The sequence below is a fragment of the Pseudomonas sp. MWU13-2105 genome (assembly GCF_023242315.1).
Taxonomy (GTDB): domain Bacteria; phylum Pseudomonadota; class Gammaproteobacteria; order Pseudomonadales; family Pseudomonadaceae; genus Aquipseudomonas.
The window spans coordinates 147,394-170,970 of sequence record NZ_JALLIY010000011.1 but is presented as its reverse complement, the minus strand read 5'-3'; the positions used below and the strand labels follow the sequence as shown (position 1 = coordinate 170,970).

Annotated in this window: 19 protein-coding genes; 10 read left to right on the top strand and 9 right to left on the bottom strand. The window is 63.1% G+C overall.

The annotated features are described in order from the left end of the window. The first annotated feature begins 15 nt into the window (after positions 1 to 15). Genes M5B96_RS17690 through phzG form a run of 4 tightly spaced genes read left to right on the top strand, consistent with a single transcriptional unit; the run spans position 16 to position 4,053 of the window. Positions 16 to 639 (top strand): isochorismatase family protein, encoded by a 624-nt coding sequence (locus M5B96_RS17690; RefSeq protein WP_191490021.1) that lies wholly within the window; start codon positions 16 to 18, stop codon positions 637 to 639. After that, positions 636 to 2,513, top strand: a complete 1,878-nt coding sequence (locus M5B96_RS17685; RefSeq protein ID WP_248798020.1) for an anthranilate synthase family protein — start codon at positions 636 to 638, stop codon at positions 2,511 to 2,513. Before M5B96_RS17690 ends, M5B96_RS17685 begins: the two co-directional genes overlap by 4 nt. A gap of 36 nt (positions 2,514 to 2,549) precedes the next feature. Beyond that, positions 2,550 to 3,386 (top strand): PhzF family phenazine biosynthesis protein, encoded by an 837-nt coding sequence (locus M5B96_RS17680; protein WP_191490023.1) that lies wholly within the window; start codon positions 2,550 to 2,552, stop codon positions 3,384 to 3,386. 25 nt (positions 3,387 to 3,411) lie between these two features. Continuing rightward, complete coding sequence (phzG, locus tag M5B96_RS17675; RefSeq protein WP_248798019.1) at positions 3,412 to 4,053, top strand: phenazine biosynthesis FMN-dependent oxidase PhzG; 642 nt, start codon at positions 3,412 to 3,414, stop codon at positions 4,051 to 4,053. A 65-nt stretch (positions 4,054 to 4,118) separates the two neighbouring features. On the opposite strand, the gene M5B96_RS17670 is transcribed toward phzG, so the two are convergent. The 9 genes from M5B96_RS17670 to M5B96_RS17630 all read right to left on the bottom strand — a co-directional run bounded on the left by M5B96_RS17670 (position 4,119) and on the right by M5B96_RS17630 (position 16,774). Further along, positions 4,119 to 5,237: a hypothetical protein gene (locus tag M5B96_RS17670; RefSeq protein WP_248798018.1), complete on the bottom strand. Its 1,119-nt coding sequence runs from the start codon at positions 5,235 to 5,237 to the stop codon at positions 4,119 to 4,121. A gap of 162 nt (positions 5,238 to 5,399) precedes the next feature. Next, positions 5,400 to 7,478 carry a multicopper oxidase family protein gene (locus M5B96_RS17665; RefSeq protein ID WP_248798017.1) on the bottom strand — a complete coding sequence of 693 codons (2,079 nt, stop codon included), beginning with the start codon at positions 7,476 to 7,478 and terminating at the stop codon, positions 5,400 to 5,402. Between the two features lie 174 nt (positions 7,479 to 7,652). Beyond that, positions 7,653 to 8,555 carry an alpha/beta hydrolase gene (locus tag M5B96_RS17660; protein ID WP_248798016.1) on the bottom strand — a complete coding sequence of 301 codons (903 nt, stop codon included), beginning with the start codon at positions 8,553 to 8,555 and terminating at the stop codon, positions 7,653 to 7,655. Positions 8,556 to 8,703: 148 nt separating this feature from the next. Beyond that, positions 8,704 to 9,990 (bottom strand): OprD family porin, encoded by a 1,287-nt coding sequence (locus tag M5B96_RS17655; RefSeq protein WP_248798015.1) that lies wholly within the window; start codon positions 9,988 to 9,990, stop codon positions 8,704 to 8,706. A 305-nt stretch (positions 9,991 to 10,295) separates the two neighbouring features. Further along, a complete protein-coding gene (locus M5B96_RS17650) occupies positions 10,296 to 10,988 on the bottom strand; it encodes a DsbA family protein (protein WP_248798014.1) in 693 nt (230 codons plus the stop codon). Positions 10,989 to 11,181: 193 nt separating this feature from the next. Continuing rightward, on the bottom strand, positions 11,182 to 11,382 hold the full coding sequence (locus tag M5B96_RS17645; RefSeq protein ID WP_248798013.1) for a hypothetical protein: 201 nt from the start codon (positions 11,380 to 11,382) through the stop codon (positions 11,182 to 11,184). 247 nt (positions 11,383 to 11,629) lie between these two features. Continuing rightward, complete coding sequence (aguA, locus tag M5B96_RS17640; RefSeq protein ID WP_248798012.1) at positions 11,630 to 12,736, bottom strand: agmatine deiminase; 1,107 nt, start codon at positions 12,734 to 12,736, stop codon at positions 11,630 to 11,632. A gap of 5 nt (positions 12,737 to 12,741) precedes the next feature. Continuing rightward, positions 12,742 to 13,620 (bottom strand): N-carbamoylputrescine amidase, encoded by an 879-nt coding sequence (aguB, locus tag M5B96_RS17635; RefSeq protein ID WP_248798011.1) that lies wholly within the window; start codon positions 13,618 to 13,620, stop codon positions 12,742 to 12,744. A 241-nt stretch (positions 13,621 to 13,861) separates the two neighbouring features. Next, positions 13,862 to 16,774, bottom strand: a complete 2,913-nt coding sequence (locus M5B96_RS17630; RefSeq protein WP_248798010.1) for an aminotransferase — start codon at positions 16,772 to 16,774, stop codon at positions 13,862 to 13,864. Between the two features lie 185 nt (positions 16,775 to 16,959). Between M5B96_RS17630 and rfbB the strand changes: the two genes are divergently transcribed. From rfbB to M5B96_RS17600, 6 genes are read left to right on the top strand one after another with little or no spacing between them, the layout of a single operon-like run. Further along, complete coding sequence (rfbB, locus tag M5B96_RS17625; RefSeq protein WP_248798009.1) at positions 16,960 to 18,042, top strand: dTDP-glucose 4,6-dehydratase; 1,083 nt, start codon at positions 16,960 to 16,962, stop codon at positions 18,040 to 18,042. Further along, entirely contained in the window at positions 18,039 to 18,914 is an 876-nt protein-coding gene (gene rfbA / locus M5B96_RS17620) for a glucose-1-phosphate thymidylyltransferase RfbA (protein WP_248798008.1), read from the top strand. The genes rfbB and rfbA overlap by 4 nt, the downstream gene beginning before the upstream one ends. After that, the gene (gene rfbC, locus M5B96_RS17615) at positions 18,911 to 19,456 is read left to right on the top strand and encodes a dTDP-4-dehydrorhamnose 3,5-epimerase (RefSeq protein WP_248798007.1); all 546 of its coding nucleotides are present in this window, start codon (positions 18,911 to 18,913) and stop codon (positions 19,454 to 19,456) included. The genes rfbA and rfbC overlap by 4 nt, the downstream gene beginning before the upstream one ends. After that, a complete protein-coding gene (rfbD, locus tag M5B96_RS17610; protein ID WP_248798006.1) occupies positions 19,453 to 20,337 on the top strand; it encodes a dTDP-4-dehydrorhamnose reductase in 885 nt (294 codons plus the stop codon). The genes rfbC and rfbD overlap by 4 nt, the downstream gene beginning before the upstream one ends. Positions 20,338 to 20,374: 37 nt before the next feature. After that, positions 20,375 to 22,189 carry a sensor histidine kinase gene (locus M5B96_RS17605; RefSeq protein WP_248798005.1) on the top strand — a complete coding sequence of 605 codons (1,815 nt, stop codon included), beginning with the start codon at positions 20,375 to 20,377 and terminating at the stop codon, positions 22,187 to 22,189. Next, positions 22,186 to 23,574, top strand: coding sequence for a sigma-54-dependent transcriptional regulator (locus tag M5B96_RS17600; RefSeq protein ID WP_248798004.1), 1,389 nt, complete (start codon positions 22,186 to 22,188; stop codon positions 23,572 to 23,574). The genes M5B96_RS17605 and M5B96_RS17600 overlap by 4 nt, the downstream gene beginning before the upstream one ends. Positions 23,575 to 23,577 lie beyond the last annotated feature (3 nt).

Genomic DNA, 23,577 nt, shown 5'->3' with positions numbered 1-23,577 from the left:
CAGGAGTCTGTTGCCATGACCGGTATCCCCGCGATCACCCCCTATGCGCTGCCCACCGCCCACGACCTGCCGGCCAATCTGGCCCGCTGGCGGATCGACCCGCAGCGTGCCGTGCTGCTGATCCACGATATGCAGCGCTACTTTCTCCGCCCGCTGCCCACGCCCTTGCGTGACGAGGTGATCGGCAATGCCGCGCGTATCCGCCGATGGGCCGCGAGCCAGGACATTCCGGTGGCCTACACCGCCCAGCCAGGAAGCATGACCGAGGCCCAACGCGGCCTGCTCAAGGACTTCTGGGGCGCCGGCATGCAGGCCAGTCCCGCCGACCGCGAGGTGGTCGATGCGCTCAAGCCCGCGCCCGGCGACTGGCTGCTGACCAAGTGGCGCTACAGCGCGTTTTTCAACTCGGATCTGTTGGAACGCATGCGCGCCCATGGTCGCGACCAGTTGATCCTCTGCGGCGTGTACGCCCATGTCGGCGTGCTGATTTCCACGGTGGACGCCTACTCGAACGATATCCAGCCGTTCCTGGTGGCCGATGCCATCGCCGACTTCAGCAAGGAACATCACTGGATGGCCCTGGAATATGCCGCCAGCCGTTGCGCCATGGTCGTCACCACCGAGGAGGTGCTGCCATGAGCCTGGCCGCCGAGCGTCTTGTTGCCCAGGTCCTGCGCGCGGCCCCACCGCCCTTCGCCCTGTTGTACCGCCCGGAATCCAATGGCCCGGGCCTGGTGGATGTACTACTCGGCGAAGTCTCGCGGCCGTCGTCACTGACCCGGATCGAGTTGCGCGAGCCGCTGGCCGGGGAAGCCCGGCTGGAAACCCTGGTGATCATTCCCTACCGGCAGATCGCCGAGCGTGGCTTCGAGGCGGTCGACGATCAAGCTCCATTACTTTCCCTCCAAATAACCGAGCAGGCCCAGATCGGCCTCGACACCCTGCTCGAACGTCTGCCCGAAATGCCCATCGCCTTGCTCAACGAGCGCTTCGACCTCAGTGACGCGGCCTATTCGGAGATTGTCAGCCGGGTGATCGACAACGAGATCGGCAGCGGCGAAGGCGCCAACTTCGTGATCAAGCGCACCTTCATGGCCGATATCGGCGACTACGGGATCAGCCGCGCCCTGACCTTTTTCCGCCATCTGCTGGAGCGGGAAAAGGGCGTCTACTGGACCTTCATCATCCACACCGGCGAGCGCACTTTTGTCGGCGCGTCACCCGAGCGGCATATCAGCCTCAAGGACGGCCTGGCGGTGATGAACCCCATCAGCGGCACCTACCGTTATCCGCCGACAGGCCCGAACCTGGCCGAAGTGATGCAGTTTCTCGCCGACCGCAAGGAGGCCGACGAGCTGTACATGGTGGTGGACGAAGAGCTGAAGATGATGGCGCGGATCTGCGACGACGGCGGTCACGTGCTCGGCCCCTATCTCAAGGAAATGGCCCATCTGGCCCACACCGAATATTTCATCGAAGGCCACACCCGCCGCGATGTGCGCGACATCCTGCGCGAAACCCTGTTCGCCCCCACCGTCACCGGCAGTCCATTGGAAAGCGCCTGCCGGGTGATCCGCCGCCACGAACCCAAGGGCCGCGCCTATTACAGCGGCATCGCCGCGTTAATCGGCAGCGATGCACAAGGTACTCCTACGCTGGACTCGGCAATTCTGATCCGCACCGCCGATATCGACCGCGAAGGCCAATTGAAGATCAGCGTCGGCTCGACCATCGTCCGCCACTCCGAGCCCCAGGCCGAAGCCGCCGAAACCCGGGCCAAGGCCGCCGGGCTGATCGCGGCGCTGAAAAACCAGGCGCCCACCCGCTTCGGTTCGAATATCCAGGTGCGCGCCGCCCTCGCCAGTCGCAATGCGCTGATCGCCGATTTCTGGCTGAGCGATGCCCTGGAACGCCAGCAGTCCCAGGCCGATCTGTCGGGACGGCGGGTGCTGATCGTCGATGCCGAGGACACCTTCACCTCGATGATCGCCATGCAACTGCGCGCCCTCGGGCTGGCGGTCAGCGTGCACAACTATAACGACGCCTACGCCTTCGACGGTTACGACATCGTCATCATGGGCCCGGGACCGGGCAATCCAACGGCGCTCGAGCAACCGAAGATCGACCATCTGCACGTGGCCATCCGCTCGTTGCTCGACCAGCAACGACCATTTCTCGCGGTGTGCCTGAGCCATCAGGTGCTCAGCCGCTGCCTGGGCCTGGACCTGCAACGCCGGGCCATTCCCAACCAGGGCGTGCAGAAGCAGATCGACCTGTTCGGGGCCCACGAGCGGGTCGGTTTCTACAACACCTTCGCCGCCCAGAGCCGCGAGGACCGTATCGAAGTCGACGGCCTCGGGCTGGTGCAGGTCAGCCGCGACCGGGAAACCGGCGAGGTCCATGCGCTGCGCGGGCCGCATTTCGCCTCGATGCAGTTTCACCCCGAGTCGGTGCTGACCCAGGAGGGCCCGCGCATCATCGCCGACCTGATGCGCCACGCCTTGTCGGCGTAAGCCAGCGCTACCCCCTTGAACACAATGGAGCAAGCCATGCACAGGTATGTAGTGATCGACGCTTTCGCCAGCGTCCCGCTGGAGGGCAACCCGGTCGCGGTGTTTTTTGACAGCGATGACCTCCCCGCCCAGCGCATGCAACAGATTGCCCGGGAAATGAACCTGTCCGAGGTGACCTTCGTCCTGACCCCGCGCCACGGCGGCGATGCGCGTATCCGGATTTTCACCCCGGTCAACGAGCTGCCATTTGCCGGCCATCCGCTGCTGGGTACCGCGATTGCCCTGGGCGCCGAAACCGACAAGGACCATCTGCAACTGGAAACCGAGATGGGCACCATCCCCTTCGCGCTGGAGCGCCAGAATGGCCGGGTGGTGGCGTGCAGCATGCAGCAGCCGATTCCGACCTGGGAGACTTTCGAGCGCATGCCGCAATTGCTCCGGGCCCTGGGGATCGCCGGCTCGACCTTTCCGGTGGAGATCTATCGCAATGGCCCCCGGCATGTATTCGTCGGTCTGGAGAGCGTCGCGGCGCTGTCGGCGCTGACCCCCGATCATCGCGCGCTGGGGCAGTTCCACGACATGGCCATCAACTGCTTCGCCGGTTCTGGCCGACGCTGGCGCAGCCGGATGTTCTCGCCGGCCTATGGGGTGGTCGAGGACGCGGCCACCGGTTCGGCGGCGGGGCCCTTGGCGATTCACCTGATCCGTCATGCTCAGGTCGACTACGGCCAGCAGATCGAAATTCTCCAGGGGGTGGAAATCGGTCGCCCTTCGCTGATGTTCGCCAGGGCCGAGGGGCACGGCGAGACGGTCACTGCCGTGCAGGTATCGGGCAATGGCGTGGCCTTCGCCCAAGGCACGATTTTCATATGAACACCCAGGTCAACGGAGACTCCCAATGAGCGCACATCTGCTGTCGGAATCCCTTACAGGCACCATCGAGGCGCCGTTCCCGGAGTTCGCAACGCCACCCGCCAATCCCTTTATCGTGCTGAACAACTGGCTGGAACGCGCCCGACGCTACGGCGTACGCGAGCCCAAGGCCCTGGCGCTGGCCACGGCGGACGCCCGGGGGCGGCCTTCGACGCGGATCGTGGTGATCGCTGAAGTGTCGGACGCCGGGTTGGTGTTCAGCACTCATGCTGGCAGCCAGAAAGGTCGCGAGCTGGTCGAGAACCCCTGGGCGTCCGGGGTGCTGTACTGGCGCGAGACCAGCCAGCAGATCGTGCTCAATGGCCGCGCCGAACGGCTCAGCGATACCCGGGCCGACGTCGCCTGGCGAGGACGTCCCCACGTGACCCACCCGATGTCGGCGGTGTCGCGCCAGAGCGAAGAGCTGACCGATGTCGAAGCCCTGCGCGCCAGGGCCAAGGCGTTGTCAGGCACCCAGGCGCCCTTGCCGCGCCCGGACGGTTATTGCCTGTTCGAGCTGCGCCTGGAGTCGGTGGAATTCTGGGGCAACGGCCAGGACCGACTGCACGAACGGCTGCGCTATGACCGCACCCCCGACGGCTGGGCGGTGCGGCGTTTACAGCCCTAGATAGCTTAGGAAAAGAGAGGGGGGAGGCTTGGATGATACAGACAGGCGAACGAGCCATCCCCCAATTACTCCTCTTCCCCACCTCGATAAACCCCGCGCAAAAAACTCTCCAGCGCCTGCTCTTCAACCGACCATTGCCCGTGCCCAAGATTGGCAATCAGATCGCGCTTGCGCATCCGCTCCAACCCGGCCTGTACCTGCTGCGTAGTCGGTACCAACCCGCTCGGCAGCTCATCAGCCAGGGAGCGTCGATACTCATCGGCGTACAGCGACTCCCCGATAACAATGCCCCTGAGCAGCAATTGATCCAGTGGCGGCAAGTCTTGCAGCAATGTCGTGAACTGGCCTTCGTCCACCATCCCCGCCCAGACAATCTTGTCGGCCTCCTTTACCGGAATTCCCTGGGTCAGGCTCGTGGTAAACAGCGTGCGCAGATAATGCGGCGTCATGCCCCGGGCGACATACAGGCGATAGGCCTGCTCCACTTCCCAAGCCTTGCTCGTGGTTTCCCGGTAAAGCCGACCGAAATGCTCCGAAAACTCTCTGCCCAGATCAGGGAAGTTCAGTTGCGAACCAAACTGATAGAACGGCGCTTTGCTGCGCCGGAAAATGTTCGTCAGACCATCCTGGGAAGAACCGGTAAACACCGCGAAAACGCTGCCTTGGCTGGTCGTCAGCAAGGAACGGAGTGTGGCGGTGAAGTTTTCGAAGGCCGGGCGGGTGGCCAGGTGCTGCACCTCGTCAACGATCAACAACGCCTTGCCCTTGCCCGCTATGTTGAAGCGTTCGAATAACTCATGGATGGAAGGAATCCCGGCCTCCGCCAGCTCGGCTTCCGCAGAAGCAGAGTCCATTCCCAAACCGACCTTCATGCCCTTGAGCGAACGCTTTGGCCTGGCCCACCAGGTTTCAATCCGGGTTAGCAGACTGGTTTCGTGCAGCGCCTTGGCGAGCGCCGCGCAGATCACCCGTTCAGGATCGTCCTTGTTGGACCAAAGATCCGCGTAGGCCACCACAAAGCCGCGCGCTTCGGCCAGAGGGACAAGGTCGCGCAGCAAAAATTGCGTTTTTCCTTTACGACGCGGGGCAAACAGCGTCGTGGCCTGCTGGAGCTGGTTCTCGAAGCCCATCAATACCTGCTGGGCAAGAACCGCGCGAGGGAAGTAGAGACGGTCAGGCGTCATGGTTATGCCGAATTATGTGAAAAAACATAATTATGATTATTGGCATAATTCCACATATTGCAAGCCCGGCAATGATACGACCCTCCTTACGTCGCCGCGAGGAGGGCCGATATCGACCATCACTTCATGTCTCAGCCAGCAGAAAGGCTGATCTCTTTCGACTCAATGATGCGCCCCCATCGTAGTCCCACCCGCCCCGTCCGGCAGCTCGATGCTCACGTTCTGCATCATCCCCTGATCCTCATGATCAAGAATGTGGCAGTGCAGCACGAACTCGCCGATATAGCGCTGGTAGCGGGTCCGCACATACAAGGTGTACACGCCGCTGTTATCGGTTTTGCCTTTGACGAACAGCGTGTCTTTCCACACCCCTTTCATCCCCGCATATTGCGCGTCGTTCTTGTCGGTCTTGTCCACCGCACCAGGCTCACTGAGATCCACCCCATCCGGACCGATGATTTTCTCGACCTGGAACGGGTTCACATGAATATGAAACGGATGACTGGCAAACGCCGATTGCAGAACCCAGGTTTCCGCGTCCCCCAACTTCAGATGACGATCAACCACCCCCGGCTGATAAGGCACGGCATTTTCCGCGGTAGTGCCCACGGCGAACTTGGTGTGGTCCGGATCCTTGAAATCGATCAGGAACACCAGTTTCTGCTCACCCTTGATTTCGCTGTCGGTAATGCTCGGGTGCGGGATGAACTTGTCAAACCGCAGGTCCTTTTTCAGATCCGCCACCACCGTGGCCTTGATGTCCGCCGGCATATTGCGTTCCGCCGCCGCCACCAGCTCCTGGGTCAGGCGCGCCTTGGTGTCCGCCACTTTCGTCCCCGGTCCGACATCGACAAAGCCCAGCAGTTGAAGACCACTGGCCTCCTGGCCGACACCCCCCGAGGCCGTGGAAGCTTCATTGGTCACGCAGTAGCGTCCAGGCTCGGGAAAGATGATCAGCAGGTCGTTGCGATAGCCCGGCTGCATGGTGATGACCTGACGACTCTGGGCCTGCTCCATGGTCAGGCCATCCGAGGCGATCACCTGGTAGTCGATCGGTTGGCCGGTGCATTTCTCCTTGATGAAGTCGGCGGAGGCCAGCGCCGCGATGCCCTTGTCGCTGTCCGCCTTGGCGTTGTCCTTGAGTTTACGGAACAGCGGCCGGATGGTGTCGCGGATCCCCGCGTGAACCAGGCGCCAGCGTTCGACCTGACCGGGCCGGGCATCCGTGAAGATCGGCTGCACCAGACCGTTGACGCTGGTATAGCGCCCCGAGTCGGTCCAGCTGGAAGGCTGCAGTTGGTCGAACGATTCGACAACCCCCACTTCGCCCGGCTTGCAGGTCCAGTCCAAGGTCATCTTGTCCTTGCCATCCTTGTCCTTGACGATATTGCCGTCCTTATCCTTCACCGGCTTGTAGCGGAAGTTGCCGGCCGGGTCCTTGCAGGCATAGGGAATTTGCTGGAACACCAGCAAACGCTCCTTGAACGAGCGGCCATCAGCGCCCTTGAGCAGGGTGTCGATATCGCCATTGGCATCGCGGCTCGGCTTGCGATCGCCATGGATGATCAGCGCCCCGGCCATGCCGCTGGCGACCTGGATCGCGGTGGAACCATGACGATGCGGGTGGTACCAGAAAGTGCCCGCCGGGTGGTCGGCCGGAATGTTGTATTCGTACTGGAAGCTGACCCCGGGGTTGATCGACAACAACACGTTGTCGCTGTTGCCCGTGGGGCTGACCCACAACCCGTGGGAATGCAGGTTGGTACCGTTGAAGCAGTGCGGCACGTCCGGCTGGCTGTCATGGGCGGTGCAGCTGGGGTCGGCCGGCAACTGGTTGTTGAGGGTGATGCGCACGGTGTCGCCCGGTGTGACATCGATGGTCGGCGCAATGAACGGTGCCTTGGGGTCGACGCCGGTGCCGACGTAGCTGCGTAACAACACCGGCACGTCCTCGTGGGTGGCCGGGTCGCGGATATGATTCTTGGTGTACTTGATGCTCAGGTCCAGCTGCCGTTCACGCCCGACATGCGGCTGCGGGGCCTGGAAGGCCGCGTTGGACTTGAGCAACAGCGTGCCCTCCACGACCTTGGCGGTCGGCGCCTGCTGTTCCAGGGACGGCGGGTTGTTGAACAGCCGGGAGGCTTCCACCGCCTGTGCCGCGGTCGCGGCCCCCATCACCGCCAGGGCCAGCAGCCCCAGAGAGTACGGATAACGGGACCTGTCCTTGCGCATTCCTGTCATGGTGTTTCTCCTGTGGAGCAACCGTGAACTTCGTGGTTTGGGCACAGGAAAGCGATGGGGGCAGGCGCAATGGCATGAGTGTCCAACAGCTGCAATCCGTGCAGGCATAAAGCTAGTACCTTATCCACGGAACGCAATGTTTATTGGGGTTTGCGCGTGTCTTGACCCAGAGCGTCAGCGCGCCACGGGCGACGCAAAACCATCGAAGGCCTGTCGCAAGGCCTTGGCGTATTCACGGCTGCCGAGGATCATGCTGTTGATATGGTTACCGCCTTTGATCAGCAGCAATTGTTTGGGCTGCGCGGCCGCCTCATACAGGGCCTTGCTGAAGCGCGATGGCACATAGGGATCGTCGGTGCCATGGACGATCAGCAGCGGGATGTCGATCTGGTTGATCTTGTCGATGGAGTCGAATTTCTCCGAGAGAATCCAGTTGACCGGCAGCGAGGTCGGGATCGCCGCCCGAGCCGCATCGCCCAGGTCGGTAAAGGTCGACTCGATGATCAAGCCCGCGGCCTTGGGCGCCGTCTTGCCACTGGCCAGGCGCTCGGCGAGGTCCACCGCCACCGCGCCGCCCAGGGAGTGGCCGTAGATATAGCGTTTGCGGGCGTCCGGTTGCAGTTGCACCAGGCGCTTCCAGGCATTGTCCGCATCCTGGTAGACGCTGCGTTCGGAAGGCAGGCTGCCGGGGCTATCGCCGAAGCCGCGATAGTCGATGGCCAGCACCGAGAAGCCCAGGTCGCGCAGTTGGGTGATCCGTCCGACCTGCGCCGTCAGGTTCCAGCGGGTGCCGTGCAGGTACAGGATGGCCGGCGCATTCGCCCGGCTCGATGGCCACCACCAGGCATGCAGGTAGTCGGCACCGGCCAGCCCGTCGCTGATCGGAATCCGCAGTTCGCTGACCCCCGCCGGCACGCCGTTGAACCAACTCGCGGTGCCTGGCTGGATATTGAACAACAATTCGCGCTCTTTATAAGCCAGCCGCGAACAGCCGTAGGGCAGGCCGACAGTGAGAAACACCGCCAGCAATCCCAGGGACAACCAGCGGCGAGGGGCGATAAAGGTTCTGAGGGTCATGGCGCCCGGGTCTCGCTTATCAAGGAGAGCATTGGCTCACAAGGCCCACAGATTACTCGCAAGCGCGCGCACAAACAAAAACGCCCCGAACCAGTCGGGGCGTTATATTTTCAACCTGGGATCAGGTTGCTACAGCCTTGTCGCTCGATCAGAACACGCTGATCGGGTAGTCGACATACACGCGTACTTCGTTACCGCTCACGTTGTACTCGCTGGATTTCTCCGATACACGCAGGATCGAGCTACGCAGCTTCACGCTCAGGTCTTTCGCCGGGCCGCTCTGGACCACGTATTTGACCTGGTTGAAGAACTCGCGCTCGGTACCACCGGTGCTGGTGGAAGTGGTGATGTTGTCGCCACGCACGTAGGCCACGTTGTAGGTCAGGCCCGGAACGCCGAAGGCGCCGAAGTCCAGGCCGTAGCCCAGCTGCCAGGAACGCTCGTCGGCAGCGTTGAAGTCCGACCAGTAGGAGTTCGCCAGGTTGATGGTGTTGCCACCGTCGCCCACACGGCCCTGACCTTGCTGGTAGCCACCGTACGGGTAGCCCAGCAGGCTGGAACCGGTGCTGCTCTGGTGGGCAACGGTGAAGGAGTGGGCGCCCAGGGCGTAGGTAGCGGCCAGGCTCCAGATGCGGTTGTCACGACCTTGGGACTTCTGCTCCACTGCATAGCCACGGTCCAACTGGGTACGATAGCCGTTGAAGTCCAGGGTCAGGGACTGGTCCGAGGCGATCGGGAACACGTAGTTCAGGTTCAGGTACTGCTTCTTCATCTCTTCGTCGACGTCGGAAGCATACAGCGACGCTTTGAATTGCTGGGTGAACTGATAAGTACCGCCCAGGATGTCGATGCCTTTCAGGCCACCGCTGTCACGACCTTCCGCACTCTTGCGCGATTCGGCGGTGAAGTGACCGGCGTTCAGTTCCAGGCCCTCGATCTCCTTGGAGCTGATCAGGGTACCGGTGTAGCTTTCCGACAACAGGCGCGAGTTGTCGTAGTTCAGCAGCGGCAGGGCCGGCATCTGGTCACCGTAGGTCAGCACGGTGTTGGACAGGCGGAATTTAACCGCGGCACCGCCCTGGGCCAGGTCTTTGGCCGGGTTACCGTTGTTGTCCTGCTTGAAGAAGTCGATACCTTGCGCACCGGTCTCACCGCGACCGCCGTCCAGACGCACGGCGTACTGGCCGAAAGCATCGACACCCACACCTACGGTGCCTTGGGTGAAGCCGGACTTGAAGGTGGCGATGGCCGCTTGGCCCCATTCGATCTTGTCGTCGGCGCCGCTTTTCATGTCACGGTTGATGTAAGCGTTACGCAGCAGAACATTCAGGTGGCTGTCGTCAACGAAACCCTTGGAGTCCGATTGATCACTGGCCATGGCCTGGGTAGCGCCGAGAATGCTCAATGCGAGCAGGCCGATTCGTTTGTTCAACATGTTTTTTTCCTTATCGCTAGAAGAAACGCCCTGCGGCTCCGAGCTGGAATGTTGTGTTGGTGCTTCACGCACAAACGAAAAGGCCCGCCTGCAATCGTCGCAGCGGGCCTTTTATTATTTTAGGTGTATGGCGTATAGCCACAGGCGTGGGGAGAATCCTATCCGCGACACTACTAGTGTGTCAATTTCGTGAAACCTCAGTGAATATAAGGGATTACCGGGTAAACCTCAAAAACCTGCATGCCTACCACCGACAGCAAACGTGTCGCAAGTCGACCTTGGAAGCCTCCATCGCTCAGCTTTTTTCAGGAAGAGCAGCCGTCCAGGCCACAGGACGGCCCCATGGCGGCAGGAGTGGCGGCGCTCACCGATTGACCGAGCCAGGCGGCGAACGCCTCGGGTTTGCCCAGGTAAGGACCGATATCGATCAGGCTGAAACGGCCATCCTGCTCCAGCGCCAGGGTCGGAAAACCTTGCCCGCCAACCCGGGACAACAAGCCGCGGCTGTATTTGAAGTGCTCTGCCGCCACCGCGTCGCTGTTGCGCTCAAAGGCGGCCTTGAAGGCTTCGGCGTCGAAGCCCAGCTCAGCGGCCAGCGCCAGCAGCACCTCGACATCGGCCAGGCGCCGGCCCTCGACGTAGTGCGCTGTCTGCTGGCGTCCCAGCATCTCCAGCCCGCGTCCTTGCAGTTGTTCGGCCGCGAGGACGGCACGGGTCGGCGGCGTGGAATCGAAGATCGCCGACGAGTCACGCAGCAGCCCCTCGAAATAGGCCTCGCCAAACGGCTGGCCGGTGTACTCGGCAATCCGCCGGTCGTGGGGCATGACGTAGTCGCGCAGGTTCGAGGAGACAAATTGACGGTTGTTGCCGGCCATCATGCCGCCGCCATGCAGGACCACCGGCAACACCTGTTGGGCGGCCTGGATCAGCGGTTTGGCACCGTAGCACCAGCCGCACAGCGGATCGTAGATGTAGTGAAGGGCGCTCGAGGCAGCCATGCGGATCTCCCGAAGGTAGCAATGAATCGATGCCTTCAGACTAGTCGCTTGTGGCCAATCGAAAAACGCCGGAATGACTCCTGGTTTATTGCGAAAACCGGTCGAATCAAGCGATCCGATGCCCGGGGAAGCGCCATAAAAAACGCCGCTGCCCGGATCGCTCCGGCCAGCGGCGTTTTTGTGCAAAGTCCTTTTAACCCTGTAAAACCCCGAGCAAGGCTTCTAATTCAGCTTCGCTGAACAAGCCTGCGGGGTAACGGTCGGTAATCATCCGACGAGGATCCTGAGCACGGGTGGCACGCGTTCCATTGCTTTTCAACCACTGAGCCAGGACTTGAAGCGACTCGCTCGTCACCGACAGGGGGTGCGAAACTCGCTCACTGGCTATGTTCATCTCAGCGCTCTCCTGATTCATGAGCGGCTAACTTACTTAAGGTTTATGACAGAACGTCGCACTGTAGGAGACGCTCCGTCATATAAACAAAGCCGATACAAGAGCTATGCCAAAGTGCCAGTTCAGCAGGCAAAAAAACTAAAAAAACCCGCAGTCCATAAGGGCTGCGGGTTTGATCAGGGGGGTACTCAGCGCTGATGCAGAAATGCCATCATTTGTAGCATCGCATCTTTTGTTACAACTTCACTCAACCTTTGTGTGGCGCGGGTTGTTGTTGTGTAAGGCAATGGATATTGCCGCCGCCCAGTAACAACTCACGCCCTGGCACCATCACCACTTCGTGTTGTGGGAACAGGTTCTGCAGGATTTCCCTGGCCACGCTGTCCTGCGGATCGTCGAAGCTCGGCGCAATGATCCCGCCGTTGACGATCAGGAAGTTCACATAGGAGCCGGCCAGCCGCACCGATGGGTTGCGTTCCTGGCTGCCCGCCACAGCATCCACGCCGGCGCACTCTTCTTCAGTGGCATACAGCGGCCCCGGAATCGGCATTTTGTGCACTACAAAGGGGCGCCCCTTGGCGTCACGGCTGCTTTCCAGCACGCTCATGGCCGCCTGGCAGCGCGGGTAGTTGGGGTTCTGTGGATCGTCGGTCCAGGCCAGCAGGACTTCGCCCGGACGCACGTAGCAGCAGAAGTTATCCACATGGCCGTCGGTTTCATCGTTGAACAGGCCGTCCGGCAGCCAGATTACCTTGTCCACCGCCAGGTGCTCGGCGAGCACCTGTTCGATGGCCTCGCGGCTCAGGTGCGGGTTGCGGTTGCGATTGAGCAGGCATTCCTCGGTGGTGATCACCGTGCCTTCGCCATCGACATGGATCGAGCCGCCTTCGAGCACGAAACCTTCGGTCCGGTAACGCGGGCAGCGCTCGATTTCGAGGATCTTGCCGGCCACCTGTTCGTCACGGTTCCACGGGGCGTAGAGGCCGCCATCGAAACCGCCCCAGGCATTGAAGTCCCAGTTGACGCCACGCACTTCACCCTGGTCGTTGATGACAAAGGTCGGGCCGCTGTCGCGGACCCAGGCGTCATCGCTGGACATTTCCACCAGGCGGATATTCGGTACGTCGAGGCGCGCCCGGGCGTTTTCGTACTGCGCGGCGGACACCGCCACCGTTACCGGTTCGAAACGCGCGATGGCCCGGGCCACGGCGGCATGGGCCGCCTGCGCCGGCTTGCCGCCCAGGCGCCAGTTGTCCGGACGTTCGGGCCAGATCATCCAGGCCTGGGTTTGCGGTGCCCATTCGGCGGGCATATGGAAGCCGTCGGCGCGCGGTGTGCTGTGCAAAGTGGTCATGGCGATCAGGACTCCAGGGATCCGTCGAGGGTTTTCAGTGCGCCGTACAGGTTCGGCCGGCGGTCGCGGAACGAGCCCCAGGCACTGCGTGTGTGTTCCAGTTCATCAAGGTCGAAGCTGTGGACCAGGATGCCTTCTTCGGTTTGGTTGAGCTCTTCGACTTTCTCGCCGAATTGATTGGCGATGAACGAGGAGCCGTAGAAGGTGATGTCGTAGCCGTCCTGCTCTTCGTTGCCGATGCGGTTGCTGGCGACCAGCGGCATCAGGTTGGCGCCGGCATGGCCTTGCTGCACGCGCTGCCAGTGATCGCGGGAAGAGATGCTCTTGTCATGCGGCTCGCTGCCGATGGCGGTCGGGTAGAACAGGATCTCCGCGCCTTGCAGGGCCATGCTGCGGGCGCACTCGGGGAACCACTGGTCCCAGCAGATGCCCACGCCGATCTTCGCGTAGCGGGTGTTCCACACTTTGAAGCCGGTATCGCCCGGGTTGAAGTAGTACTTCTCGTGGTAACCCGGGCCGTCCGGGATATGGCTTTTCCGATAAATCCCGAGGTTGCTGCCGTCGGCGTCGATGATCGCGATGCTGTTGAACCGCGCCCGGCCGGCCAGTTCGAAGAAGCTGACGGGCAGCACCACTTGCAGCTCCCTGGCGACTTTCTGGAAGTGCTTGATGGCGACGTTGTCTTCCACCGGGGTGGCCAGTTGCAGGTAATCCGGGTTCGGTTTCTGGCAGAAGTACGGGGTTTCGAACAGTTCCTGGATCAGGATGATCTGCGCGCCCTTGGCGGCGGCTTCGCGCACCAGCTTCTCGGCAGTTTCGAGATTGGCTTCGAGATCCCAGGAACAGGCCATCTGGGTGGCGGCGACGGTAACGATACGACTCATGGATCATCTCCTGGGCGAATGCGCTGGGCGATTCCAGGCATCGACCGATGACAGATTGAGAGTAGCCGGGCGTGAAGGGCTCGACCGGGGGTGACGGCGACTTTATAGCCGATAAAAATCGGCTTATAAAGATAAAAAATGAAAAATGCCTTTAATGCATGTCTGTTTTGCCGATAAGAATCGATATTTATGGTGAGCGGTCTATCGCCGGCTTGCTTTGGCAGCGTTCCGGTGATGCGGCTTACAAGCCTTCGTCGAGCACCTTGGACAGCATGTCGACAAAGAAATCCACGCTGCGCCGGCTGGTGCACATCGGCGGCTTGATCTTGAGGATATTGAGGTAGTCACCGGTCGGTTGCATGAAGATCCCCAGCTCGCGCAGCCGATCGCACAGCAACGCGGTCTCCTCGGTCGCCGGCTCCAGGGTTTCGCGGTTGCGGATCAGTTCCGCGCCGAGGTAGAAACCGGAGCCATGTACCGCTCCCACCAGCGGATGGCGGTCGATCAGTGCTTCCAGGCGCTCCTTGAAATAACCGCCCACCACCTGGGCGTTTTCCCAGAGTTTCTCCTCGGCCATCACGTCGAGCACGGCAATCCCGATACGACAACTGACCGGGCTGCCGCCGGAGGACGAGAAGAAGTAGCCTTCAGCCTCCAGGGCCTCGGCGATCTCCCGGCGGGTGATCACCGCACCCAGCGGCTGGCCGTTGCCCATGCCCTTGGCCATGGTGATGATGTCCGGCACCACGCCCTGCTCCTCGAACCCCCAGAAAAACTTCCCCATGCGCCCGTAGCCGACCTGGATTTCATCGGCGATACACACGCCGCCCCGGGCCCGGACCAGCGCATAGACCTGCTGCAAATAGCCCGGTGGCAACGAAATACCGCCGGCATTGCCATACACCGGCTCGCAGATAAAGCCCGCCAGCTGGCGATTTTCTGCCTCCAGCCTGGCCAGGTTGTGTTCCACGCTGCGCACGTAGTCCGGCGCACTCGCGCTGCCACGGAAGGCCCCGCGATAGGTGTTGGGCGCGGTCACCGGATGCACCCAGTCCGGGCGACTGCTCAGCGCCTTGGGGTTGTCGGCAATCGAGGTGGACACCGCATCGGCCGCCACCGACCAGCCGTGGTAGGCCTCCAGCACGCTGAGCATGTCGCGCCCGCCGCTGTAGGCCCAGGCCAGGCGGATCGCCAGGTCGTTGGCCTCGGTGCCGCTGTTGACCAGGAATACCCGGTCCATGGAGTCCGGTGCCAGGGCCAGCAGGCGCTCGGAAAACTCCGTCACCGCGGCATAGTGAAAGCGCGAGTTGGTATTGAGCAGCGACCATTGCCGCGCCGCCTCGGCCGCCATGCGTGGATGCCCATGGCCGAGCACCGCGACGTTGTTGAGCATGTCCAGGTAGGAGCGGCCCTGCATGTCGATCAGGTGATTGCGCCAGCCACGCTCGATACGCGGCGGGTCGACGTAGTAGTGCTTTTGCGTGCGGGCGAAGCTGGCATCACGCCGGGCCAGCAACTCGGCCGCATCCAGTTCCGGCTCGGCATCGCAGGCCAGGCCCAGCAGGCTCGCCGGCGACGGACACAGCGCCTGCCAGGCGGCGGCCCGCGACGGCGTGCAGAACAGCGGCGGGGTGAGATCGGCGTGGCGGCACAGTTGCACCCGCAAGGCCCCGGCGGCTTCGCCCAGCACCTGGCCCTTGACCACGGCGGCACCAGGCCTGATGGACGCCTTCACGCCCCAGAGCCGCACACTCAGTTGCGCGCTGACCAATTGCAGGGCGCCATCGGCCATAAGCCGCAGGGTCCCGGCAAACGGCGACTCCACGGTGGTGCCCGCCGGTACCTGCAAGGCTACGTACAGGGGAAAGGTCTCCGGTTCGCCGGCGCTGTCGGGACGGGTCCGCGACAGGCGATATTGCCCGTAGCGGCTGGCCGCCAGGCCGTGGACCGCAGCCGCCTCGGCCAGCAAGCGTTCGTCGATGCCACTCTGTTCCCAGTTGCCCGCTTCGAAATGCGGGCTGAGCACGCCCAGGTCGATCAGCGCGAACTCGCGGCCCACCAGCCCAGGCAGCAAGGGCGCGAAACCCTCGTCGGCAATCGGCGCCAAACGCTCGTCGACGGCGGCCAGTATCGCCGCCTCCATCAGCTCGAACGGAACCGAGCTGGCCACCTGGAAAATTTCCCACTCGTGAGCCAGGTTGTCGCGGCTGTAGCTATTGCCCGGGTCGATGCCGACCTGCTGTTCGCCACTGAGCACCAGCACCGCCGCCCGCGCCACGATCAGCGGCCACAGCGCCAGCAGTTCGGCACGCTGCAAGGGGTTGACCGCGTGGTAGGCCTGGACCGCCGGCAGTATCACAAACGGGTCGCCCTCGGCATGGTGCAGCAGCGCCGCGCAAGTCACCGACAGGTCGGCGATACGCCAGGTCCGGACCAGGTCGCCGAAGTCGATCACGCCCTGCAATTGCCAATGGCGTTGGGCATCACGCCGCCAGACGACGTTGTCGTCGGTGATATCCAGGTGAATGGCCTGCACCGGCAAGGCCTCCACCAGGGGATGCAGGTGCCGCGCGGCCTGCGCGGCGGCGTCGCGCACCCGCGCGTGCCGATCCGCGTCCTTGAGCACCGGCAACAGATGCTCGACCAGCGCCGCGGCATGCCGCGGATCCCACTGCAGGGTGCGCGTCAGGCCCGGGTGCTGGAAGTCGGCCAGGGCCAGGTCCATTTGCGCGCAGAGTTGCCCCAGGCCCGCCACCAGGTCACGGCCCAGGTGCTTGAGATGGGTCAGCGACTGGCCTTCGATATACTCCAGCAGCCTCACGTGCACGGGCATGCCGTCCAGTTCCAGGGACAGCAGGTCCTGGCCGTTGCGCGCGGCAATCACCCGGGGCACCCGCGGGCCGTCACGGCCGTCCAGGTGCGCCAGGCCGGCATGTTGGGCCTGCAGTTCCAGCGTGGCATAGTCGCCATGGCAGATTTTCAGGACAAACCGACCTTTATCGCTGTCGACGCGGTAATTGAGGTCCTGCTGGCTACCCAGGGCCCGCAGGGTTCCAGAGAGGCCGTAGTGCTCCTCAAGCAGGTTCAGCGCCTGCTGCGCCGAGACATTCGGGCTGGGCAAGCTGGCGCGGCGAATCAACGTGGCGAGCAACATGTAACGACTCCCTGAAGTTTTTATTGGCTGCCTATATCGCCACTGCTGCCGGCAAGACGCAAGTGCCGCGCTAAAGTCAGCCGGTAAAAACGGATACATCGCCATGGCACTTGCACCCTCGCACGCCTACCCACAAGCTATGCTCCATTCAGCTTGAGTCTGCTTAAGGAAGAAGGCACACCGATATGCGTATTCTAGTCACCGGCGGCGCCGGTTTTATTGGCTCGGCCCTGATCCGGCACCTGATTCACCACACCGGGCACGAAGTCCTGAACCTGGATAAGCTCACCTACGCCGGCAACCTGGAATCCCTGACCAGCATCGCCACCGACAGCCGTTATGAGTTCGTCCAAGCCGACATCGTCGACCAGGCCACCGTCAGCGCGCTGCTGGCGCGCTTCGAGCCCCATGCAATCATGCACCTGGCCGCTGAATCGCATGTCGACCGCTCCATTGATGGCCCGTCGGACTTTATCCAGACTAATATCGTCGGTACCTACAGTCTGCTGGAAGCCGCTCGCGGCTACTGGTCGAAGCTGGCGGAGCCCGAGAAAAGCGCCTTCCGCTTCCACCATATTTCCACCGACGAAGTGTATGGCGACCTGCACGGCGTTGACGACCTGTTCAGCGAAACCACCCCGTACGCCCCCAGCTCGCCATATTCCGCGAGCAAGGCGGCGTCCGATCACCTGGTCCGCGCCTGGCACCGCACCTACGGCCTGCCGGTGCTGCTGACCAACTGCTCGAACAACTACGGCCCGTTCCACTTCCCGGAAAAGCTGATCCCGCTGGTGATTCTCAATGCCCTGGCCGGCAAGCCGCTGCCGGTGTATGGCGACGGCCTGCAAGTGCGTGATTGGCTGTACGTCGAAGACCACGCCCGAGCCCTGTTCAAGGTGGTGAGCGACGGCGTGGTGGGCGAGACCTACAACATCGGCGGCCATAACGAGCAGAAGAATATCGATGTGGTACGTGGCATCTGCGGCCTGCTGGAAGAGCTGGCGCCCGTGCGTCCGGCCGGGGTGGAAAAATTCACCGACCTGATCACCTTCGTCAAGGATCGTCCGGGCCACGACCTGCGCTACGCCATCGACGCCGGCAAGATCGAGCGCGAGCTGGGCTGGACCCCGGTGGAGACCTTCGAAAGCGGTCTGCGCAAGACCGTGCAATGGTATCTGGAGAACCTGGAATGGTGCCGTCGCGTCCAGGATGGCAGCTATCAAGGCGAGCGCCTCGGCGCGCTGGATCATAAGGAACTGTTGGCATGATGAAAGGTATTGTCCTCGCGGGAGGCTCGGGCACCCGGCTGCACCCGATTACCCTCGGTGTTTCCAAGCAACTGCTGCCGATCTACGACAAGCCGATGATCTACTACCCGATCTCGGTGCTGATGCTGGCCGGTATCCGCGAAATCCTGGTGATCTCCACCCCCCAGGACCTGCCGCAATATCGCAACCTGCTGGGTGACGGCAGCCAGTTCGGGGTCCGCTTCAGCTACGCCGAACAACCTTCCCCGGACGGCCTGGCCCAGGCCTTCCTGATCGGCGAAGACTTCATCGGCGACGATCCGGTGTGCCTGATCCTCGGTGACAACATCTTCCACGGCCAGCATTTTGGCGATCAGCTGAAACACGCCGCGCGACGGCCGAGCGGCGCGACGGTCTTCGGCTATTGGGTCAAGGACCCGGAACGCTTCGGTGTCATCGACTTCGACAGCGAAGGTCGTGCGCTCTCCATCGAGGAAAAACCGGCCAAGCCAAAATCCAGCTATGCGGTGACCGGCTTGTATTTCTACGACAACTCGGTCATCCGGATTGCCAAGGCGGTCAAGCCTTCGCCTCGCGGCGAGTTGGAGATCACCGACGTCAACAACGCCTACCTCAAGCGCGGCGACCTGCATGTCGAACGCTTCGGACGCGGCTTTGCCTGGCTCGATACCGGGACCCACGACAGCCTGCTGGAAGCCTCGCAGTACGTGCAGACCATCGAACACCGCCAGGGCCTGAAAGTCGCCTGCCTGGAGGAGATCGCCTACCAGAACGGCTGGATCGATCGCGAGTATCTGCTGGAGCGGGCCAAATACTTCGGCAAGACCGGTTATGGGCAATACCTGTTCACCATCGCGGGGGAACAGCAATGAAAGCGACGCCAACACGCCTGCCGGGCGTGCTGATCCTTGAGCCCAAGGTCTTTGGCGACGAGCGCGGTTTTTTCTATGAAAGCTTCAATGCCCGCGCCTTCCAGGAAGCCACCGGACTCGACGTGCCATTTGTCCAGGACAACCACTCGCGCTCGCAGCAAGGGGTCTTGCGCGGGCTGCACTATCAGCTGGAAAACACCCAGGGCAAGCTGGTGCGGGTGATTGCCGGCGAAGTGCTGGATGTCGCCGTGGACATTCGCCGCAGCTCGGCGCATTTCGGCCAGTGGGTCGCCGTGCGCCTGTCCGCCGCAAACAACCGCCAGCTATGGGTACCCGAGGGTTTCGCCCACGGTTTCGTGGTCCTCAGCGAGTCCGCCGAGTTCCTCTACAAGACCACCGACTACTACACCCCCAGCGCCGAACGCTGCATTCGCTGGGACGATCCGACCCTGGCCATCGACTGGGAGTTCACTGGCATCCCGCAACTGTCGGCCAAGGACCTGAACGGCAAATCCCTGCACGAGGCCGACCTGTTCGAATGAGCACTCCCCCCCTGAAAATCCTCATCAGCGGCGCGCACGGCCAAGTCTCCCGTGCGCTGCAACAGCGGATCAAAGACCTGGGCGAGCTGATCGTCCTCGGCCGCGACCAGCTCGACCTGGCGCACCCGGAACAGATTCGTCAGCAGGTCCGGGCCCGGCGCCCCGACCTGATCATCAACGCCGCGGCCTACACCGCCGTCGACCAGGCCGAAAGCGAAGTGGACCTGGCGTTCGCGATCAACGCCACGGCGCCGGGCATCTTCGCCGAGGAAGCCGCAAGCCTGGGCATCCCGCTGATCCACTACTCCACCGACTACGTGTTCGACGGCAGCAAGCAGACACCCTACAGCGAAGACGACCCGACCAACCCCTTGAGCGTCTACGGCGACAGCAAGCTGACCGGTGAGCGGGCCATCGCCGCGGCCCAGGGCCAGCACCTGATCCTGCGCACCAGTTGGGTCTACTCCAATCACGGGCGCAATTTCCTGCTGACCATGCAACGGCTGCTGCAGGAAAAGCCGGAGCTGCGCATCGTCGCCGACCAGATCGGTGCACCGACCTGGGCCGGCACCATCGCCGACAGCACCCGCGCCCTGATCGACCGCTGGCAGGCCGGCCACGCCGGTGCCTGGGGTACTTACCACCTGACCGCCAGCGGCGAAACTTCCTGGTTCGGTTTTGCCCAGGCCATCGGCGAGCAATTGCTGGCGCAGAACAAGCCCTGTGCGCTGCTTGCAGCCATTCCCTCCAGCGCCTACCCGACGCCCGCCCGCCGACCGTTGAACTCGCGCCTGGATTGCAGCCGCCTGTTGCGCGAATGGCAGGTTGCCCAGCCGGATTGGCGTACCGCATTACGCGAGTGTCTTGCAGAGCAGGGCTGAGACATAATGCGTCGGACTCCACCGGCGCATTCCCTTCATGACCACGAGCCCCACCCTTCCCCGCAGACCCCGCTGGCGCAGCCTCGCCCTGCTGTTCCTGTGCCTGGCGCCGCTGCTATGGCCGCTGGAACACCTCGCCGAGCGCTACTACCGCAACGAATTGATCAGCCAGAACCGCCAGACCCTCGACCTCTATGTCGCCAACCTGCTGGGCACCTTGCATCGCTATGAGGTCCTGCCGCAGATCCTCGGCGACCTGCCGGCGCTGCGTGACGCCCTGGCGGAGCCGGAGCAAGGCCTGCGCCTGAGCAATGCCAACAGCCTGCTGCAGAGCATCTGCGCGCAGACCGGCGCCGAAGTCATGTACCTGATGGACACCAACGGCAAGACCCTGGCGGCCTCCAACTGGGACAAACACGACAGTTTCGTCAATCGCAACTTCGCCTTCCGCCCCTACTTCACCGAGGCCATGGCCGGGCACCTGGGGCGCTTCTTCGGCCTCGGTACCACCTCGGGCAAGCGCGGTTACTTTTTTGCCGCGGCCGTGCACCAGGGGCAGAAGATCATCGGCGTGCTGGTGGTCAAGGTCGATCTGGACCGTACCGAAAGCCTCTGGGGCAAGACCCCGGAACAGTTGATGATGACCGACCACAATGGCGTGGTCATTCTCACTTCGCATGCGGAATGGCGCTTCCGTTCGACCCGTGTGCTCAGCGCACAGGAACGCGACGCGATCACCGCCGTGCAACCCTACCCGACCCGTAACCCCCAGCCCCTGTACATCGATCCCGATGCCTGGCTGACCCAGACCCAGCAGATCGAGGAAACCGGCTGGAACGTCAGCATCCTGGCGCCCCGGACCCTGGTCGATCGCCCGGTGCGGACCGTTGTCGCGGTCGGCGGCGCGACCCTGCTGGTGCTGATGCTGCTGCTCGGCCTGATGATGCAACGGCGCCGCCATTACCTGGAGCGGATCGCCTTCGAGGCCAAGGCCCGGCGCGAGCTGGAAATGCGCGTCGCCGAACGCACCAGCGACCTGGAGGGCCTCAACCGGCGTCTCAAACAGGAAGTGCTGGAACGCGAACACGCCCAGCAGGAGCTGGTGCGCGCCCAGGATGACCTGGTCCAGGCCGGCAAGCTCTCGGCCCTGGGCACCATGTCGGCGAGTATCAGCCACGAGCTCAACCAACCGCTGGCGGCAATCCGCAGCTATGCGGAAAACGCCGAGGTGCTGCTCGACCACCAGCGTACCGACGACGCCCGCGGCAACCTCAAGCTGATCAGCGAACTGACCGGGCGCATGGCCTCGATCATTGCCCACCTGCGCGCCTTCGCCCGACGCGACCGGCATGCCCCGGAAAGCGTGGCCCTGCAACCGGCCCTGGACGATGCCCTGGCCTTGCTGGCCAAGCGTCGGCGAGCGATGGAAGTCGAATTGATCCGCGACCTGCCGGCGGCGACCCTGTGGGTCCAGGCCGGCGAAACCCGCCTGCGCCAGGTGCTCGGCAATCTGCTGGCGAACGCCCTCGACGCGCTGACTGAAAAAGGCCCGCCGCGTAAACTCTGGCTGAGTGCCCAAGCCTCCGAACAGGGCGTCAGCCTGACGATTCGCGACAATGGCCCGGGTTTCTGCCTGGAAGCCCTGGATCGCGCCGGCGAGCCGTTCTACACCACCAAGACACGGACCCAAGGCCTGGGCCTGGGCCTGGCGATCTGCGATTCGCTGATGCGCGCCTTCGGCGGCGAGCTGCTGTTCGCCAACCACCGCGAAGGCGGTGCCCTGATCACCCTGCGGATGCGCGCCGGCGCGCCGGGGGTCAGCTTGCAACCACCCGAGGACTCGAGTGTATGAAAATCGACCACCAGACCCAGGTGGTACTGATCGACGACGATCCCCACCTGCGCCAGGCCCTGAGCCAGACCCTGGACCTGGCCGGCCTGAAGATCCTGCCGCTGGCCGAGGCCCAGGGCCTGGCCGCGCAGATCGAGCGCGACTGGCCGGGGGTGATCGTCAGCGACATCCGCATGCCCGGCATGGACGGCCTGGAACTGCTCAAGGAGCTGCATGAGCAGGACCCGGAACTGCCGGTGCTGCTGATCACCGGGCACGGCGACGTGCCCCTGGCCGTGCAGGCCATGCGCGCCGGCGCCTATGACTTCCTCGAGAAGCCCTTTGCCAGCGATGCCCTGCTCGACAGCGTGCGCCGGGCCCTGGCCTGGCGCCGCCTGGTGCTGGACAACCGCAGCCTGCGCCTGGCCCTGAGCGACCGCCAGGAGCTCAGCGCGCGACTGGTCGGCCATTCGCCACTGATGCTGCGCCTGCGCGAACAGATCGGTGCCCTGGCGGCGACCCGCGCCGATGTGCTGATCCTCGGTGAGACCGGCGCCGGCAAGGAAGTCGTGGCGCGGGCGCTGCACGACCTGTCGAACCGCCGCAACGGCCCCTTTGTGGCGATCAACGCCGGCGCCCTGGCCGAGTCGGTCGTGGAAAGCGAACTGTTCGGCCATGAACCGGGGGCTTTTACCGGGGCGCAGAAACGCCGGATCGGCAAGTTCGAATTCGCCAACGGCGGCACCCTGTTCCTCGACGAAATCGAAAGCATGAGCCTGGATGTGCAGGTCAAGCTGCTGCGGCTGTTGCAGGAGCGGGTGGTCGAACGTCTCGGCGGCAACCAGCAGATCCCGCTGGATATCCGGGTGATCGCGGCGACCAAGGAAGACCTGCGCCAGGCGGCTGACCAAGGGCGTTTCCGCGCCGACCTGTACTACCGCCTGAACGTCGCGCCGCTGCGGATTCCGCCGTTGCGCGAACGCGGCGAAGACGCCCTGATGCTGTTCCAGCACTTTGCCGACGAAGCCAGCGCGCGTCATGGCCTGCCACCCCATACCCTGCAACCGGCGCAGCGCGGCCTGTTGTTGCGGCATGCCTGGCCGGGCAATGTCCGCGAGCTGCAAAATGCCGCGGAGCGCTTCGCCCTCGGCCTGGAATTGGCCCTGGACAACACGCCGGAGCATCTCGATGCGAGCATTGCCGGGCACCCGGGCAGCAGTTTGAGCGAACAGGTGGAACACTTCGAAAAATCCCTGATCGCCGCCGAACTGGCGCGCGCCCACGGCTCGCTGCGCAGCCTGGCCGAAGCCCTGGGTATTCCGCGCAAGACCCTGCATGACAAGCTACGCAAACACGGTTTGAGTTTCGACAGCGTCGGCAGCGCCGCCAGCGACGAACTCGAATGAATC

Bases quoted from the DNA above. Each gene is read 5' to 3' on its own strand.
- aguB (WP_248798011.1), bottom strand. From the start codon at position 13,620: ATGAGTCGTATCGTTACCGTCGCCGCCACCCAGATGGCCTGTTCCTGG.
- M5B96_RS17630 (WP_248798010.1), bottom strand. From the start codon at position 16,774: ATGTTGCTCGCCACGTTGATTCGCCGCGCCAGCTTGCCCAGCCCGAAT.
- rfbD (WP_248798006.1), top strand. From the start codon at position 19,453: ATGAGCACTCCCCCCCTGAAAATCCTCATCAGCGGCGCGCACGGCCAA.
- M5B96_RS17685 (WP_248798020.1), top strand. From the start codon at position 636: ATGAGCCTGGCCGCCGAGCGTCTTGTTGCCCAGGTCCTGCGCGCGGCC.
- aguA (WP_248798012.1), bottom strand. From the start codon at position 12,736: ATGACCACTTTGCACAGCACACCGCGCGCCGACGGCTTCCATATGCCC.
- rfbB (WP_248798009.1), top strand. From the start codon at position 16,960: ATGCGTATTCTAGTCACCGGCGGCGCCGGTTTTATTGGCTCGGCCCTG.
- M5B96_RS17645 (WP_248798013.1), bottom strand. From the start codon at position 11,382: ATGAACATAGCCAGTGAGCGAGTTTCGCACCCCCTGTCGGTGACGAGC.
- M5B96_RS17605 (WP_248798005.1), top strand. From the start codon at position 20,375: ATGACCACGAGCCCCACCCTTCCCCGCAGACCCCGCTGGCGCAGCCTC.
- M5B96_RS17665 (WP_248798017.1), bottom strand. From the start codon at position 7,478: ATGACAGGAATGCGCAAGGACAGGTCCCGTTATCCGTACTCTCTGGGG.
- M5B96_RS17600 (WP_248798004.1), top strand. From the start codon at position 22,186: ATGAAAATCGACCACCAGACCCAGGTGGTACTGATCGACGACGATCCC.
- rfbA (WP_248798008.1), top strand. From the start codon at position 18,039: ATGATGAAAGGTATTGTCCTCGCGGGAGGCTCGGGCACCCGGCTGCAC.
- M5B96_RS17670 (WP_248798018.1), bottom strand. From the start codon at position 5,237: ATGACGCCTGACCGTCTCTACTTCCCTCGCGCGGTTCTTGCCCAGCAG.
- M5B96_RS17680 (WP_191490023.1), top strand. From the start codon at position 2,550: ATGCACAGGTATGTAGTGATCGACGCTTTCGCCAGCGTCCCGCTGGAG.
- M5B96_RS17650 (WP_248798014.1), bottom strand. From the start codon at position 10,988: ATGGCTGCCTCGAGCGCCCTTCACTACATCTACGATCCGCTGTGCGGC.
- rfbC (WP_248798007.1), top strand. From the start codon at position 18,911: ATGAAAGCGACGCCAACACGCCTGCCGGGCGTGCTGATCCTTGAGCCC.
- phzG (WP_248798019.1), top strand. From the start codon at position 3,412: ATGAGCGCACATCTGCTGTCGGAATCCCTTACAGGCACCATCGAGGCG.
- M5B96_RS17690 (WP_191490021.1), top strand. From the start codon at position 16: ATGACCGGTATCCCCGCGATCACCCCCTATGCGCTGCCCACCGCCCAC.
- M5B96_RS17660 (WP_248798016.1), bottom strand. From the start codon at position 8,555: ATGACCCTCAGAACCTTTATCGCCCCTCGCCGCTGGTTGTCCCTGGGA.
- M5B96_RS17655 (WP_248798015.1), bottom strand. From the start codon at position 9,990: ATGTTGAACAAACGAATCGGCCTGCTCGCATTGAGCATTCTCGGCGCT.